Source organism: Pseudomonas sp. CMR5c (assembly GCF_003850545.1).
Taxonomy (GTDB): domain Bacteria; phylum Pseudomonadota; class Gammaproteobacteria; order Pseudomonadales; family Pseudomonadaceae; genus Aquipseudomonas; species Aquipseudomonas piscis.
The window spans coordinates 3590706-3604663 of record NZ_CP027705.1 but is presented as its reverse complement, the minus strand read 5'-3'; the positions used below and the strand labels follow the sequence as shown (position 1 = coordinate 3604663).

14 protein-coding genes and 1 pseudogene are annotated in these 13958 nt (G+C 64.8%); 8 read left to right on the top strand and 7 right to left on the bottom strand.

The features are described from left to right. Positions 1 to 144: 144 nt before the first annotated feature. Both C4K40_RS16585 and C4K40_RS16580 read left to right on the top strand, forming a co-directional pair. Positions 145 to 414, top strand: coding sequence for a PepSY domain-containing protein (locus tag C4K40_RS16585; RefSeq protein WP_022644282.1), 270 nt, complete (start codon positions 145 to 147; stop codon positions 412 to 414). Positions 415 to 686: 272 nt separating this feature from the next. After that, positions 687 to 1727: an Ldh family oxidoreductase gene (locus C4K40_RS16580; RefSeq protein ID WP_053130321.1), complete on the top strand. Its 1041-nt coding sequence runs from the start codon at positions 687 to 689 to the stop codon at positions 1725 to 1727. 54 nt (positions 1728 to 1781) lie between these two features. Here the strand turns inward: C4K40_RS16580 and C4K40_RS16575 are convergent, their stop codons facing one another. Next, positions 1782 to 2102, bottom strand: coding sequence for a YqjD family protein (locus C4K40_RS16575; RefSeq protein ID WP_022644284.1), 321 nt, complete (start codon positions 2100 to 2102; stop codon positions 1782 to 1784). 242 nt (positions 2103 to 2344) lie between these two features. On the opposite strand from C4K40_RS16575, the gene C4K40_RS16570 reads away from it, so the two are divergent. Continuing rightward, positions 2345 to 2599, top strand: coding sequence for a hypothetical protein (locus tag C4K40_RS16570; RefSeq protein ID WP_022644285.1), 255 nt, complete (start codon positions 2345 to 2347; stop codon positions 2597 to 2599). On the opposite strand, the gene C4K40_RS16565 is transcribed toward C4K40_RS16570, so the two are convergent. Continuing rightward, positions 2571 to 3506, bottom strand: a complete 936-nt coding sequence (locus C4K40_RS16565; RefSeq protein WP_053130318.1) for a LysR family transcriptional regulator — start codon at positions 3504 to 3506, stop codon at positions 2571 to 2573. The two genes, C4K40_RS16570 and C4K40_RS16565, sit on opposite strands and share 29 nt — an antisense overlap. A gap of 84 nt (positions 3507 to 3590) precedes the next feature. Between C4K40_RS16565 and C4K40_RS16560 the strand changes: the two genes are divergently transcribed. Then, on the top strand, positions 3591 to 4511 hold the full coding sequence (locus C4K40_RS16560) for a carbon-nitrogen hydrolase family protein (RefSeq protein WP_053130315.1): 921 nt from the start codon (positions 3591 to 3593) through the stop codon (positions 4509 to 4511). On the opposite strand, the gene C4K40_RS16555 is transcribed toward C4K40_RS16560, so the two are convergent. Together C4K40_RS16555 and C4K40_RS16550 are read right to left on the bottom strand one after the other, a co-directional pair. Further along, the gene (locus tag C4K40_RS16555) at positions 4504 to 5070 is read right to left on the bottom strand and encodes a GNAT family N-acetyltransferase (protein ID WP_053130312.1); all 567 of its coding nucleotides are present in this window, start codon (positions 5068 to 5070) and stop codon (positions 4504 to 4506) included. The two genes, C4K40_RS16560 and C4K40_RS16555, sit on opposite strands and share 8 nt — an antisense overlap. A gap of 2 nt (positions 5071 to 5072) precedes the next feature. Beyond that, the gene (locus C4K40_RS16550) at positions 5073 to 5981 is read right to left on the bottom strand and encodes a LysR family transcriptional regulator (protein ID WP_053130309.1); all 909 of its coding nucleotides are present in this window, start codon (positions 5979 to 5981) and stop codon (positions 5073 to 5075) included. A gap of 122 nt (positions 5982 to 6103) precedes the next feature. On the opposite strand from C4K40_RS16550, the gene C4K40_RS16545 reads away from it, so the two are divergent. Beyond that, positions 6104 to 7654 (top strand): MFS transporter, encoded by a 1551-nt coding sequence (locus C4K40_RS16545; RefSeq protein WP_053131379.1) that lies wholly within the window; start codon positions 6104 to 6106, stop codon positions 7652 to 7654. On the opposite strand, the gene C4K40_RS16540 is transcribed toward C4K40_RS16545, so the two are convergent. Beyond that, the gene (locus C4K40_RS16540; protein ID WP_053130306.1) at positions 7630 to 8883 is read right to left on the bottom strand and encodes a ferric reductase-like transmembrane domain-containing protein; all 1254 of its coding nucleotides are present in this window, start codon (positions 8881 to 8883) and stop codon (positions 7630 to 7632) included. The two genes, C4K40_RS16545 and C4K40_RS16540, sit on opposite strands and share 25 nt — an antisense overlap. Before the next feature lie 328 nt (positions 8884 to 9211). Here C4K40_RS16540 and glsB point away from each other — a divergent pair, with 328 nt between their 5' ends. Then, entirely contained in the window at positions 9212 to 10120 is a 909-nt protein-coding gene (glsB, locus tag C4K40_RS16535; protein ID WP_053130303.1) for a glutaminase B, read from the top strand. Between the two features lie 6 nt (positions 10121 to 10126). On the opposite strand, the gene C4K40_RS16530 is transcribed toward glsB, so the two are convergent. Both C4K40_RS16530 and C4K40_RS16525 read right to left on the bottom strand, forming a co-directional pair. After that, the gene (locus C4K40_RS16530; protein ID WP_053130300.1) at positions 10127 to 10591 is read right to left on the bottom strand and encodes an LEA type 2 family protein; all 465 of its coding nucleotides are present in this window, start codon (positions 10589 to 10591) and stop codon (positions 10127 to 10129) included. Between the two features lie 139 nt (positions 10592 to 10730). Further along, entirely contained in the window at positions 10731 to 12170 is a 1440-nt protein-coding gene (locus C4K40_RS16525) for a nucleobase:cation symporter-2 family protein (protein ID WP_022644295.1), read from the bottom strand. Between the two features lie 258 nt (positions 12171 to 12428). On the opposite strand from C4K40_RS16525, the pseudogene C4K40_RS16520 reads away from it, so the two are divergent. Continuing rightward, a pseudogene (locus C4K40_RS16520) lies at positions 12429 to 12933 on the top strand (RNA polymerase sigma factor); the annotation flags it as partial. Further along, positions 12934 to 13893, top strand: coding sequence for a FecR family protein (locus C4K40_RS16515; protein WP_053130295.1), 960 nt, complete (start codon positions 12934 to 12936; stop codon positions 13891 to 13893). Positions 13894 to 13958: the final 65 nt, after the last annotated feature.

The window sequence follows — 13958 nt, the reverse complement described above, 5'->3', positions numbered from 1 at the left end:
TCCTGATTTCGCGCATTCTACCCTCCAGGGCGAGCCTTGTAGAACAGTCGTCATGGCGATTGAGCATCAAAGTGAACTTATTTTCATCCATCGCACCCTAAAAACACGTTGTGTATCGAAAGTTTCTACAAATGGAGATGGAACATGCTGAAGCACACTTTTGCCGCACTGTTTGCCTGCGCCACCCTGTTCGGTGCCTCTGCCGCACTGGCCGATCACCCGCAGGCGGGCTGGATCACCATCGAGAAAGCCATTGAAACGGCGAAGACCAAGGCTGGCTACGTGGCTATCTACAAGATCGAGGCGGACAACGACGGCTACTGGGAAGGCGAAGGTCGCAAGTCCGATGGCAGCGTCTACGAGTTCCGCATCGACGGCACCTCCGGCAACATCCTGCGCGACCAGAAAGACTGATGTCCGGCTCGGGAGGCAACCTTGCCTCCCATCCTTCCTTGACGCTGCTGGTGGGCCCGTGAGGCTGCACACCGAGCCAGTGGCGGATTTCTTGCTGCGGCTGCCGGGCCCCGCGCAGCCTGCGGCGTCGCGCCGTCCCATATAGCCCGTAGCGATCCGTGCGCGGCTGCCCAAGGCATCCCGATCCGCGGTTGACAGGCCCGGGCGCTGCCGTTGTTTAATCGCCAGGTCATGCGCTGTAGCCCCCTCCAATAACTACACTGGAGCTTCAGATGTCTGCATCGTCCCTGGTTGCCGAACCTCCTCGCGAATACCTGTCCCTGCCAGCCCTGGTGGAGTTGCTGGAGACCATTCTCCTGCGTCATGGATGCAGTGCCGAAGTGGCCCGCAGCCTGGCCGAGAACTGCGCCCAGGCCGAGCGCGATGGGGCCCAGAGCCATGGCGTGTTCCGTATTCCCGGCTACCTCTCGACCCTGGACAGCGGCTGGGTCGATGGCAAGGCCGTGCCGGTGGTGGAAGACGTGGCCCCGGCATTCGTCCGGGTCGATGCTGCCAACGGTTTCGCCCAACCGGCCCTGGCCGCCGGCCGTGAGTTACTGGTGCACAAGGCCCGTCACGCCGGAATCGCGTTGTTGGCGATTCGCAACTCCCATCACTTCGCCGCGCTCTGGCCGGATGTCGAACCCTTTGCCGAAGAAGGGCTGGTGGCCCTGAGCGTGGTCAACAGCATGACCTGCGTGGTGCCCCATGGCGCCGATCGGCCACTGTTCGGCACCAACCCGATCGCTTTTGCCGCGCCCCAGGCCCAGGGGCATCCCATCGTCTTCGACCTGGCCACCAGTACCATCGCCCACGGCGATGTGCAGATCGCCGCTGCCAAGGGCGAGCGCCTGCCGCCGGGAATCGGTGTCGACAGCCTGGGGCAGCCGACCCAGGATCCCAGGGCGATCCTCGAGGGCGGGGCCCTGTTGCCTTTTGGCGGCCATAAGGGTTCGGCGCTGTCGATGATGGTGGAACTGCTCTGTGCCGGGTTGACCGGTGGCAACTTCTCGTTCGAGTTCGATTGGTCCCGCCACCCGGGAGCCAAGACTCCCCGGACCGGCCAGTTGTTGATCGTCATCGATCCGGGCAAGGGCGCCGGCCAGGGTTTTGCCGAGCGCAGCCAGGAACTGGTGCGGCAGATGCACGCGGTGGGTCTCAAGCGCCTGCCGGGGGATCGTCGTCACTGGCAACGCGAGCGGTCCGGGGAAAAGGGTATCGCCATTGCCTGCCAGCAGTTGGAGCAGCTACGGGAGCTGGCGCGCAAGCAGTGAAGCGGGGGAGGTGAAGGCCAGGCAGCCGGGGCCTGGCCTAGAGGGAGGCTGCGCTCAGGAACGCCGGCCCAGCAACAGGCCGACCACCAGGCCGACGCCGGCGGAGATGGCTACGGTCTGCCATGGATGGCCGCCGATGTATTGCTCGGTGGCGTCGACCACCGGCTTGCTGCGCTCGCGCACATTGCTCACCGAATCCAATGCCTGCTTGAGCTTCTGGCTCACCTGGCGGCGCAGGCTCTCGCCTTCTTCGCCTACCAGGGCGGCGCTGCCCTTGAGCAGTTTTTCCGATTCCTCGATCAGCGCCTGCAGCTCGCTGAATGCCTGGTCCTTGATTTGATCGTTGTCCGCTTGCGCGGCGGTTTTACGAGCCATGAAGTGGTTCCTTGTCGATGTGGCCTAGTGGTGCAGTGTGCCATGGGCGCCCTTGCAGAGCGCCTGTAGTTCTCTGCCGCTCGCGACCTTGAGCAGGTGGCGGGGAGACGGGGCTGGCAAGCAATGGAGTCTGGCGCCGGGGCAAAAGTTGCAGCTGTTTTACCCATCGGCGACCTTCGCGGGTAAAACCGCCAGCCCCTACAGTGTAAGATGTCGCCTATTTTACGCAGCAGGAATTTCCCATGAGCTTCAACCTGGCTAACAAGACCCTGGCCGAGCGCGCCGCCATCGAGGACGAGAAGTCCCGCCTGTTCGAGCTGTGGCAGAGCAACCTGGGCAAGGCCAAGAGCGAGGCCGCGCGCCTGTTCGGCGAGCGCAGCAAGCGCAAGGGCAAGTGGGCGGAGTGGGTCCGTGCCGAGCTCGACGGCATGTCGCCGCCGGAGTACTCCAACATGGTGCGCAGTGAAGTCAATCGCCTGATGGCGGCAAGCAAGTAACGGCAAAACTCTCGACGATCGCCTCGCGGACTTTAACCAGCAACGGGTCGATCTGCGGCGCGGTGCGCCAGCCCAGCTCGATGGGATAGCGCGGTAGCGCCAGGGGGCAGGGCAGCAACTGCAGGCCGGTGAACTCGGCGATGCGTCGGGCGGCATGGGCCGGGATGGTGGCCACCGCCTGGCTGTCCTTGAGCAGGAATGGCAACGCGGCAAAATGCGTGGTCGAGGCGCATACTTGGCGGCTCAAGCCCAGGTTCGCCAGCCCCTCGTCGGTGATGCCGATGAACCCTTGCGACGACACCAGCAGGTGTTCGCGTTCGACGAACTCCTGGATATCGATCCGTTGCTGCCCGGGAGCCAGGCTCGCCGGATCTGCCAGGCATAGATAGTCACCTTCCCCCAGTACCTGGCGGCTAAGCATGCGCTGGGCGAACCCGCCGGCGCTGATGGCCAGGTCGACGCTGCGCTGCAATAGCGCCTCGGCGACCACCTGGCTGTGGGTCTGGCGAAAGATCAGCCGCAGCTTGGGCGCGCGCCGGGCCACGGCCTCGATCAACTGCCGGCCATAGGCGATCTCGAAGTCATCGGACAACCCCACGGTGACCGCCCGGCCCTGATAGTCGGCGCTGTCTGGCGCGACCATGGCCAGGCTCTGCCGGCATTTGTTCAAGGCCTCGCTGACCACCGGCTTCAACTGGTTGGCCTTGAGAGTCGGGGCCAGGCCGCGCCCGGTTCGTACGAACAGCTGGTCGCCATACAACTCGCGCAGCCGCCGCAGGGCGGCGCTCATGGCCGACTGGGTAACCCCCAGGCGCAGGGCGGCGCGGCTGGCGCTGGATTCGTCATGCAGCGCTTCGAAGGCCTTGAGCAAGTTGAGATCGATATCGGCGATATTCATATAGTTCATATCATTAAGCATTGAATTGGGGTTTATCGATGATCGGCGGCGGCAGGAGAATGCGCAACACTTGATCGTCGAAGGAGTCATCCCATGCCCAGATCCATAGTCGCTGCCCTGCAAATCGGCGCCTTGCCAGGTGGCAAGGCCGCAACCCTGGAACAGATCCTGTCCTACGAGGACGCCATCATCGACGCCGGTGCCCAACTGGTGGTGATGCCCGAAGCCCTGCTCGGGGGCTATCCCAAGGGCGAGGGCTTCGGCACCCAATTGGGCTACCGCCTGCCCGAGGGACGAGAGGCCTTTGCCCGCTACTTCGCCAATGCCATCGATGTACCAGGGGTGGAGACCGAGGCCCTGGCCGGTCTCTCGGCCCGCACCGGTGCCAACCTGGTGCTGGGAGTGATCGAGCGCAGCGGCAGCAGTCTGTACTGCACCGCGTTGTACTTCGACCCCCAGCAAGGCTTGGTGGGCAAGCATCGCAAGCTGATGCCTACCGGCACCGAACGGCTGATCTGGGGCAAGGGCGACGGTTCCACCTTGCCGGTGCTGGACACCCAGGTCGGGCGGGTCGGCGCGGTGATCTGCTGGGAAAACATGATGCCGCTGCTACGTACCGCCATGTATGCCCAGGGCATCGAGGTCTGGTGCGCACCGACGGTGGATGAGCGCGAGATGTGGCAGGTGAGCATGCGTCACGTGGCCCACGAAGGTCGGTGTTTCGTGGTCAGCGCCTGCCAGGTGCAGGCCTCGCCCGAGGAGCTGGGCCTGCAGATCGCCAACTGGCCGGCGCAACGGCCGTTGATCGCCGGCGGCAGCGTCATCGTCGGTCCCATGGGCGATGTGCTGGCCGGCCCGCTGGTGGGGCGTGCCGGGTTGATTTGCGCACAGATCGATACCGACGACCTGGTGAAGGCTCGCTATGACTACGATGTGGTGGGTCATTATGCGCGCCCGGACGTGTTCGAGTTGACAGTGGACCAGCGTCCGCGCCCTGGCGTGCGCTTTACCTGACGGAGGCTTGCGGACCGAGGCGGCGCCACTCTTCGCGGGTGATCTCCCAGATGTCCAGAGCAAAACGGCCGCTGACGAACTCACCGGCCTCGGAACGTACCAGGCGCATCCCGCCACGCTCGGAAATCCGTCGCGACCCCTGGTTGGGGGCGGCCTTGGGCACCCGCATCAGCGGTTGTTCCAGGACTTCGAACCAGTAGTGGTCCACCGCTTGGCAGGCCTCGCTCATGTAGCCGTGGCCCTGCCATTGCGGAGCCAGCCAGAAGCCACGGTTGTTATCGGGCTCGCGCATCAGGCTGATGCTGCCGATCATTTGCCCAGGTTCCTCGCGCAGGCGAATGGTCCAGTGCCATTCCTCGCCCCGGGCCGTGGCCGGCAAGGCCATGTCACGGACAAAGCTCAAGGCGCCATCGGCCGGGTAGGGCCAGGGCACGTTGGCATTGAGGTAGCGCACGACTTCCCACTGCGGGAAGAGGTTCTGGATGGCGCCGGCGTCTGCCAGCTCCAGGGGCCGCAGCAGCAAGCGCGGGGTGGTGAGCGGCGGTACGTGGCCGGTCATGGTCATGGCTCCTTGTGGGTTTTGCCGAGCACCAGGTGTTCGCTGAGGAAGTCGACGAAGACTCGCAATTTTGGCAGCAGCTGTCGACTGCCAGGCCAGAGGATCGAGAACTTGCCGCGCTCGCCCTGGTAGTCGTCCAGCACCGATACCAGGCTGCCGTCGGCCAGGGCTCCGGCGACCACGAATTCCGGCACGTAGGCGATGCCCAGGCCCTGGGTCGCGGCATGGATCAACGCTTCGAGGTTATTGCTGGTCAAGGCCTTGCCCAGCACCAATGGCGGCGCGCCTTCGGGCAAGCGCAGGCGCCAGACCTGCATCTGGGTGCCGGCGGGGAACCTGTAGCGCAGGCAGGCGTGCTGTTCCAAGTCTTGCGGAGCCTGCGGCACGCCGCGTTGGGCGAAGTACTCCGGAGCGCCGACCAGCACGAAACCGAACGGTCCGAGGCTGCGCGAGCGCAATTGCGAATCCGCCAGCTCGCCACTGCGGATCACCGCGTCGAGGCCTTCGGCGATCACGTCGACCATCCGGTCGTTGAAATCCAGGTCCAGTTCGATGTCCGGGTAGCGCGCGGAGAACTCCGGGAGGATCGGCAGCAGCATGCGATAGCCGATGGCCGGCAGGCTGACCCGCAGCCGCCCCCGGGGTTTGTCGCTGATCCGCGCGAGCTCGGCTTCGGCTTCCTGTACCTCGTCGACGATGCGTTGGCCGCGTTCATAGAACAGCGTGCCTTCGTCGGTCAGGCTGATCCGCCGGGTGCTGCGGTTCAGCAGGCGCACGCCGAGCCGTTGTTCCAGGCGGGCCAGGGCCTTGCCCACCGCCGAGGCGGATATCCCCAGGCGTTCGCCGGCGGCTACCAGGCTGCCGCTCTGGACCACGCAGACAAACACTTGCAAGCCGTTCAGGTTATCCATGGCGACCTCGATTAGAGCCTTTTTGTCCGTAAATACCGGAATACTGCCCTGTTTTTCGCCTATTGCGGCATGCCTACCATGAGTTTTTTGATGACCCTGGTTGCCAGGAGGTAGAGGTGCCCGTGAATCCTGAACTTGAATTGACCCAGGGCTCGCCGGCCCGCAGTGGCGAACGCGCAGCCCAAGGTGTGCTTGCCGCGGTGTGCCTGGCGGCCTTGATGCTGCCTTTGACCTTTGTCGGGGTGGCGGTGGCGACCCCGGCCATCGGCCGTGAGCTGGGCGGCAGCCCGCTGGAACTGAGCTGGACCACCAACGCCTTCATGCTCAGCTTTGGCAGCGTGCTGATGGCTGCCGGTACCCTGGCCGACGAATTCGGTCGCAAACGCCTGTTCAGCCTTGGCGTGGCGTTGTTCGCCTTGACTTCCCTGGCCCTGGTGTTCGCCCCGTCGTTGTTGTGGCTCAACCTGCTGCGCGGCGTGCAGGGGTTGGCCGGCGCAGCAGCCCTGGCCGGCGGTTCGGCGGCCCTGGCCCAGGCGTTCGATGGCCCGGGCCGGACCCGTGCCTTCAGTTTGCTGGGCACCACCTTCGGAGTCGGCCTGGCCTTCGGGCCGATCCTGGCCGGGGTGTTGATCGAGCATGCCGGCTGGCGCGGGATCTTCGTTTCCGGCGCCCTGATCGGGGCCCTGTCCCTGGGTTTTGGCGTGCCGCGCATGGTCGAGTCTCGGGATCCCGAGGCCAGGGGCGTGGATTGGCCCGGCACCTTGAGCTTCACCCTGGCCCTGGTGCTGCTGACCTGGGGCATCCTGCAAGCCCCGCAAAGCGGGTGGGACAGCCCGCTGGTCCTGGCGTTGCTGGCGGGGTCGGGGCTGGTGCTGTGGGTGTTCGTGGCCGTGGAGCGTCGGGCGGCGCGGCCGATGCTCGACTTGTCGCTGTTTCGCTACCCGCGTTTCGTCGGGGTCCAGGTACTGCCCATCGCAACCTGCTACTGCTACGTGGTGCTGCTGATCCTGCTGCCGATCCGCTTTATCGGCGTGGAAGGCTACAGCGAGATTGAGGCTGGGCTGCTGATGATCGCCTTGTCCGCGCCGATGCTGGTGGTGCCCTTCGCCGCGGGCTGGCTGAACCGTTGGTTCAGCGCCGGCAAGCTGGCGAGCCTGGGCCTGGTGGTGGCTGCTGGCGGGCTGTTCTGGCTCAGTTGCGGCAGCGTCGGGCAGCCCCCCCTGGAACGGGCCTGGCCGTTGCTGGTGATAGGTCTGGGCACCGGGCTGCCCTGGGGCCTGATGGATGGGTTGTCGGTGAGCGTGGTACCCAAGGAGCGGGCGGGCATGGCCAGCGGCATCTTCAGCACCACGCGAGTGGCGGGTGAGGGCATTGCCCTGGCCCTGGTGGTGGCTTTGCTGGCCGGCCTGTTGCAGCACGCCCTGGGCCAGGTGCAGGTCCGGGGCGATACCGCGTTGCTGGCGGCCCGGCAACTGGCCGGAGGCGACCTGGCGGCCAGCGCGGCCGCCTTGCCGGAGGTTGCCCGCGAACGCTTGCTGGCCTTGTATACCGGGACTTTCAGCCAGTTACTGCAGGTGCTGGTGGTGATCACCTTGCTGTCGGCCCTGGTGGTGCGAGTGGCGCTGCATGAGCCGCGCCGCACGCCGGGTCAGCGGAACTCGAAGAACTCGTAGTGCAGGTTGGCCTCGGGAATCCGGCATTCGTGCATCAGCTCGCGGACCCGCCCCAACAAACCCTTGGGCCCGCAGAAACTGACCTGGATCTGCCCCGGGTCGGTTTCCGCCGCCGCGCGCTTGAGGGTCTGAGCCAGGGGTTCGACGCCGCCGCTGTTGGCGACGAAACCGACACCGCGGGCCTGGGCCATGCCCTGCAAGGCATCGACGCTGGGGAAGGCCCGGGAGGGGTTGTAGCAATACACCAGGGTCGCCCGGTCGAGTTTGCCGGCTGCCTGGTCTTGCAGCCAGGCAATGAACGGCGAGATGCCGACGCCGCCGCCGATCCAGATTTCCCGGGCGGCCAGTAGCGGGCGCTTGAAGCGGCCATAAGGGGCGTAGATATCGGCCAGCATGCCGACCTTGACCTGCTTGTGCAGCCGCTGGGTGTAGTCGCCCAGGGCGCGGATCACGAACTCGATACGCCCATCGTGGGCCTGGGCACTAGCGATGGTGAAGGGGTGGGGTTCGCGCAAGCCCTTTTCCTGCATTGCCAGGAAGGCGAACTGTCCGGCCTTGAAAGGAAAGCCACGGCCCTGGGGGATCAGCTCCAGATGCAACGAGTTGCGCTCGATGCGCACGGCGGTTACCTGGTATTCGCCGGCCTTGGCCAGGAACGGGTAGAGCAGCAGCTTGTACAGCGCCCCCAGGACGCCGAGTACGCACAGCAGGCCGAGCCAGATGCCTGATGGGTTGTCCAGGGCGATGGGCGACTTGAAGCTCAGCCAGTGCAGGATCACCACCAGGAACAGCGGCCCGGACAGCTTGTGCCACCAGCGCCATTGGCTGTAGGGAATGTTGCGGTTCAAGGCCAGGAGGACGATCAGCCCCAGGGCCACGTAGCTCAACTGGCGCACCAGGCGCGTCCAGTACTTGGACAGCTCGAGGATCGGCACGCTGTTCCATTCATCCAGGTTGGCCTTGAACACCAGGTGGTAGCTGGCGAACGCCAGGGCCCAGATGCCCAGCCATTTGTGGGTCTCGTACACGCGGTCCAGGCCGCCAAACAAGCGCTCGGTCCAGCGCCAGCGGCTCGACAGCAGGCAGGACAGGGCCATGTAGGCCAGGGCGGCGCTGCCCAGCACCAGGCTCAGGGTGGCGGACGTCAGCCAGGTCTGGCTGGGGATTTCCATGAGCAGGGTGATAGTGGTGATCAGCAGGACGCCGATGATCGTATGCCAGGTTCTCAAGGGGGCAGGACTCCGGTGAGCAAATGCCGTCAGGACGAAAGCATCGCCGCGACGGTACGGCGAGTAACGACGATGCAAGGAACGATGTGCTGCGACTAAAGTTGAATATGACAGGATTGTTCTCGCAACAGCGTGCGATTCTAGCCTGTGGCGCTGATTTTATGCTGATCTGTATCAGGGGCTTCAGTATTTTGGTTGTTGAAAATGATCGACTATCAATCGCATTTTCATTCATTCGTGCAACGGACTGTGCTGCGCGGGCCACAAAGTGCGTCTAGCAGACCTTGGCCCCGCAGCCGTATCGGGGCCCGTGACGACGAGCCAGACCATGCAAGCGCTGTTGAACCAGATTCTCGATGAAGTCCGCCCCCTAATCGGCCAAGGCCGGGTCGCCAGCTACATTCCGGCCCTGGCGGACGTGCCGGCCAACCAACTGGGGATCGCCGTCTATGGCAACGATGGCCAGGTGTTCAGCGCCGGTGACGCCGACACGGCATTTTCGGTGCAGAGCATTTCCAAGGTCTTCAGCCTGGTGCAGGCCATCGGCCATTCCGGCGAGGCGATCTGGGAGCGGTTGGGGCACGAGCCTTCCGGGCAGCCGTTCAACTCCCTGGTGCAACTGGAGTTCGAGCGGGGGCGGCCACGCAATCCGTTCATCAATGCCGGGGCTCTGGTGATCTGCGATATCAACCAGTCGCGCTTTGCTGCGCCGGCCTTGTCCATGCGTGATTTTGTCCGGCGCTTGTCCGGCAATCCCCAGGTGTTGGTGGACGGCCGGGTGGCGGAGTCGGAGTACCAGCACCGCGCGCGCAACGCGGCCATGGCCTACCTGATGCAATCCTTCGGCAACTTCCACAACGATGTGGAGGCGGTGCTGCGCAGTTACTTCAGCCATTGCGCCTTGCGCATGAGTTGCGTCGACCTGGCCCGGGCCTTCTGCTTCCTGGCCAACGATGGTTTTTGCAAGCACAGCGGCGAGCAGATCCTGAGTCGCCGGCAGACCCAGCAGGTCAACTCGATAATGGCCACCAGTGGCTTGTACGACGAGGCCGGCAACTTTGCCTATCGGGTCGGCTTGCCGGGCAAGAGCGGAGTGGGTGGCGGAATCGTCGCGGTGGTGCCGGGGCAGTTCACGGTGTGCGTGTGGTCGCCGGAACTCAATGCTGCCGGCAACTCGCTGGTGGGCATGGCCGCCCTGGAATTGCTCAGCCAGCGTATTGGCTGGTCGGTGTTCTAACTGGGCCTACCAGCTGCCTGCGGGACTCGCCAGGCTGATCTGTCCGCGTTCGATGAAGCGCTGGGTACCGAACAGCCCTCCGGCCAGTTTGCCGCGCAGCACGTAGGGCAGGTTATCCAGGCTCTGGGTCTGGCTCAGGCCCAGGGTCTGGCGCAATACCGAGAAGGCCGAGACGCTCACCGGGATCACCAGGATATCCTCGGCGTAGCGGCCGATATGCCCTTGCTGGTCGCTGACCCCGGAGGCCAGTGGCCGGCCGTTGACCTCCAGGTCCAGGGCCACGCCGTTGTAGTCGATGGGGGTCTCGTTGGGGTTCTGCAAGCGCAGCTTGATGGCGAAGCGCATCTCCAGTTCTTGGCTCGGCAGCGGCTCGATGCCGACCACGTTGATCGCCAGCGGATCGCGCTGGGGCAACAGGGCGCAGGCGCCCAGGCTGAGCAGGACCAGGGACAGGGCGATGAGTTTGCGCATGGGCTACCTACTGGCGATGGGAGTGAATGACCACGGCGTCGCTACGGGGGCTTGCGCTCGACGCTCTGGTTATTTTCGAGCTTGCCACAAGGCCCCAGGGGGCCTTGCTTGACGCACGCAGGATAGACGCCGTTGCGCCTCAGGAGTTCGCCTTGGCGTCCCGATCCGGGTCCTGCATGACCTTGAGGGTCGCAGCTTCAGGGTCGAATTCGTCTTCTTCCAGCTCCAGGAACTCTTCGGGCAGGAAGATATTGAGGAAGATCGCGCAGAAGGCGCCGACAGTGATCGGCGATTCGAAGATGTTGTGCAAGGCCTTGGGCAGTTCGCGCAGCACCTCGGGCACCGCCGCCACGCCCAGGCCCATGCCTAGGGAAATCGCCACGATCAGCACGTTGCGCCGGTGCAGGCCGGCCTCGGCGAGGATCTTGATCCCGGCCACCGCCACGGTGCCGAACATGATCAGGGTCGCGCCGCCCAGCACTGGCTTGGGCATCAATTGCAGCACCGCCCCGATGACCGGGAACAGTCCCAGCAGCACCAGCAGCCCGGCGATGAAGTAGGCCACGTAGCGACTGGCTACGCCGGTGAGTTGGATCACGCCGTTGTTCTGGGCGAAGGTCACCATCGGCAGGCTGTTGAACACCGCCGCCACCGCCGAGTTGAAACCATCGGCCAGCAGGCCGGACTTGATGCGCTTGATGTACAGCGGGCCCTTGACCGGCTGCTGGGAAATCATCGAGTTGGCCGTGAGGTCGCCGGCGGCTTCCAGTGGCGAGATCAGGAAGATCACTGCCAGGGGGATGAAGGCGATCAGGTCGAAGGAGAAACCGTACTTGAACGGCACCGGAATACTCACCAGGGGCACTTCGGGCATGGCAGCCATGTCCACCCGGCCCAGCATCCAGGCCACCAGGAAGCCCAGGGTCAGGCCGATGACGATGGAGCCCAGGCGCAACATCGGATTGTTGAAGCGGTTCAACACCACGATGGTCAGCAGCACCAGCGCTGCCAGGCCCAGGTTGCTGGCGGCGCCCAGGTCGCTGGCGCCATAGCCGCCGGCCATGTCGGTGACCGCCACCTTGATCAGCGACAGGCCCATCAGGGTGATGATGGTGCCGGTGACCACTGGGGTGATCAGTTTGCGCAGCTTGCCGATGAACTGGCTGAGGAACATCTCGATGAAGGCGGCGACGAAGCAGATGCCGAAGATGGTCGAGAGGATCTCGTTGGTGTCGCCACCCCGGCCCTTGACCATGAAACCGGCGCTGAGCAGCACGCTGATGAACGAGAAACTGGTGCCTTGCACGCACAGCAGGCCCGAACCGATGGGGCCCAGGCGTCGGGCCTGGACGAAGGTGCCCAGGCCCGAGACGAACAGCGCCATGCTGATCAGGTACGGCAATTCGCTTTCAAGGCCCAGCACGCCGCCGAAGATCAGGGTCGGGCTGATGATGCCGACGAAGCTGGCCAGCACGTGCTGCAGGGCGGCGAAGATCGCCGCGCTGAAGTGTGGCCGATCGTTGAGGCCATAGATCAGGTCGGACTTGTAGCGGGGAGGGGAGTGTTCGGATGCGCTCATGAAGGAAGGCCTGCCAGTGGCACGTGGATGCAACGGGGGCACGCGCCGGAAAGTGGACGGGACTTGGGCCCAAGAGCTGCCATCAGCAGGCATCCAGGGACCCGGTCGGAAAAAATGGAGGCGCAGGATGCCAGAAAGGGGCGGCTGCCAGAAGGGCAGGCGGGCATAAAAAACCAACTTCCAAGGGATACGAAAGATACTGTTTCTCATTTGCCTTTATGGAATAATCCGCGTCCCCGATCTGCGGACCGCCCCTCGATGCTGCCGATACCCAGCCTGCTGCGCAGCTTTCAAGAGCACTACGACGACCTGCTGAAGTTCCTCACCCGGCGCATGAACGACCGCCAGCGGGCGGCGGACGTGGCCCAGGACACCTACCTGAAGTTGCTCAAGGTCGAGCAGCAGGCGCTGGAGGTCCAGAACGACCGCGGCTTCATTTTCCGCGTGGCCGGCAACCTGGCCATCGATACCCTGCGTCGCGAACAACGCCTGGCCGCCAACCTGGTTGAAGCCCCCGAGCATGGCGAGGCGGTGGACCCAGCTCCGGCCCCCGAGGCGGTACTGCTGGCCAAGGAGCGCCTGGAGGTGCTCGACCAGGCCCTGCAACAGCTGTCCGACAATGCGCGCCAGGCCCTGCTGCTCAATCGCCTGGAGGGCCTGACCCAGGCCCAGATCGCTGTGCGGCTGGGCGTTTCCGAAAGCATGGTGGCAAAATACATGGGCCAGGCCCTGCGCCATTGCCGCGACTGGCTGCAACAGCACCATGAATGATCCCCACCTGCTTGCCGACGCCGCCATGACCGATGCTCCCGAAAACCTCGACGACACCGCCATCGACTGGCTGGTGCTGCTGCACTCCGGCCAGGCCACCGCGGCCCAGCGCATGGCGTTCCAGCAGTGGCGCCAGCGCAGCCCGGCCCACACCCGGGCGGCGGATGAGGCGCAACGGCTGTGGGGTGACCTGGGCCAGACCCAGGCTGCGCAGCAGCACTCGCAGGCTGCTCGCCCGGCAGCCAGGGTCCATCGCTGGTGGCCGGCGCTGGCCGCTTCACTGTTGCTGGCCCTGGGTAGCGTGATTGGCTGGCAGCAATGGCCGGCCTGGACCTCGGACTACCACACCGGCGTGGGCCAGCAACAACACTTGACCCTGGCCGATGGCTCGCGGGTGATCCTCAACAGCGCCAGCGCCTTGTCGGTGGCTTATTCGGCGGATGAGCGGCGGGTGGTCCTGGAGCAGGGCGAGGCGCTGTTCGAACCAGTGGCCGATGGGCAGCGACCGTTCGTGGTCCAGGTTCGTGGCCAGCGTCTGCAGGGTGCGGGTGGAACGTTCAGCGTGCGTCGTGATGGTGACCAGCTGACGGTGGTGGTGCGCGAGGGCCAGGTGCAATTCACCGGCGATCATGCCCTGGTGCTGCTGCAGGCCGACCAGCGTCTGCAGTACCAGGCCGGCCAGCCGCTCCTGGCCCAACAGAAGGTGGACGCCGCCAGCCTGACCGCCTGGCAGCGCGGCAAGCTGATTTTCAACGGCCGGCCGCTGGGCGAGGTGATCGGCGAACTGGAGCGCTACCAGCATGGGCGCATCCTGGTTTCCGACCGGCAATTGGCGGACCTGGCCATCAGCGGCGTGTTCGACCTCAACGATCCCCAGGGTTCGCTGCGTACCTTGCAGCAACGCTATCCCTTGCAGATCACCTACTTGCCATGGCTGGCACTGCTGCACTGAAATTTTTTGCAGTGGGTGCTGCAAGTTCCTTTCCGGCCAATCGTCGTAGTGAGACTGAGAAGGCA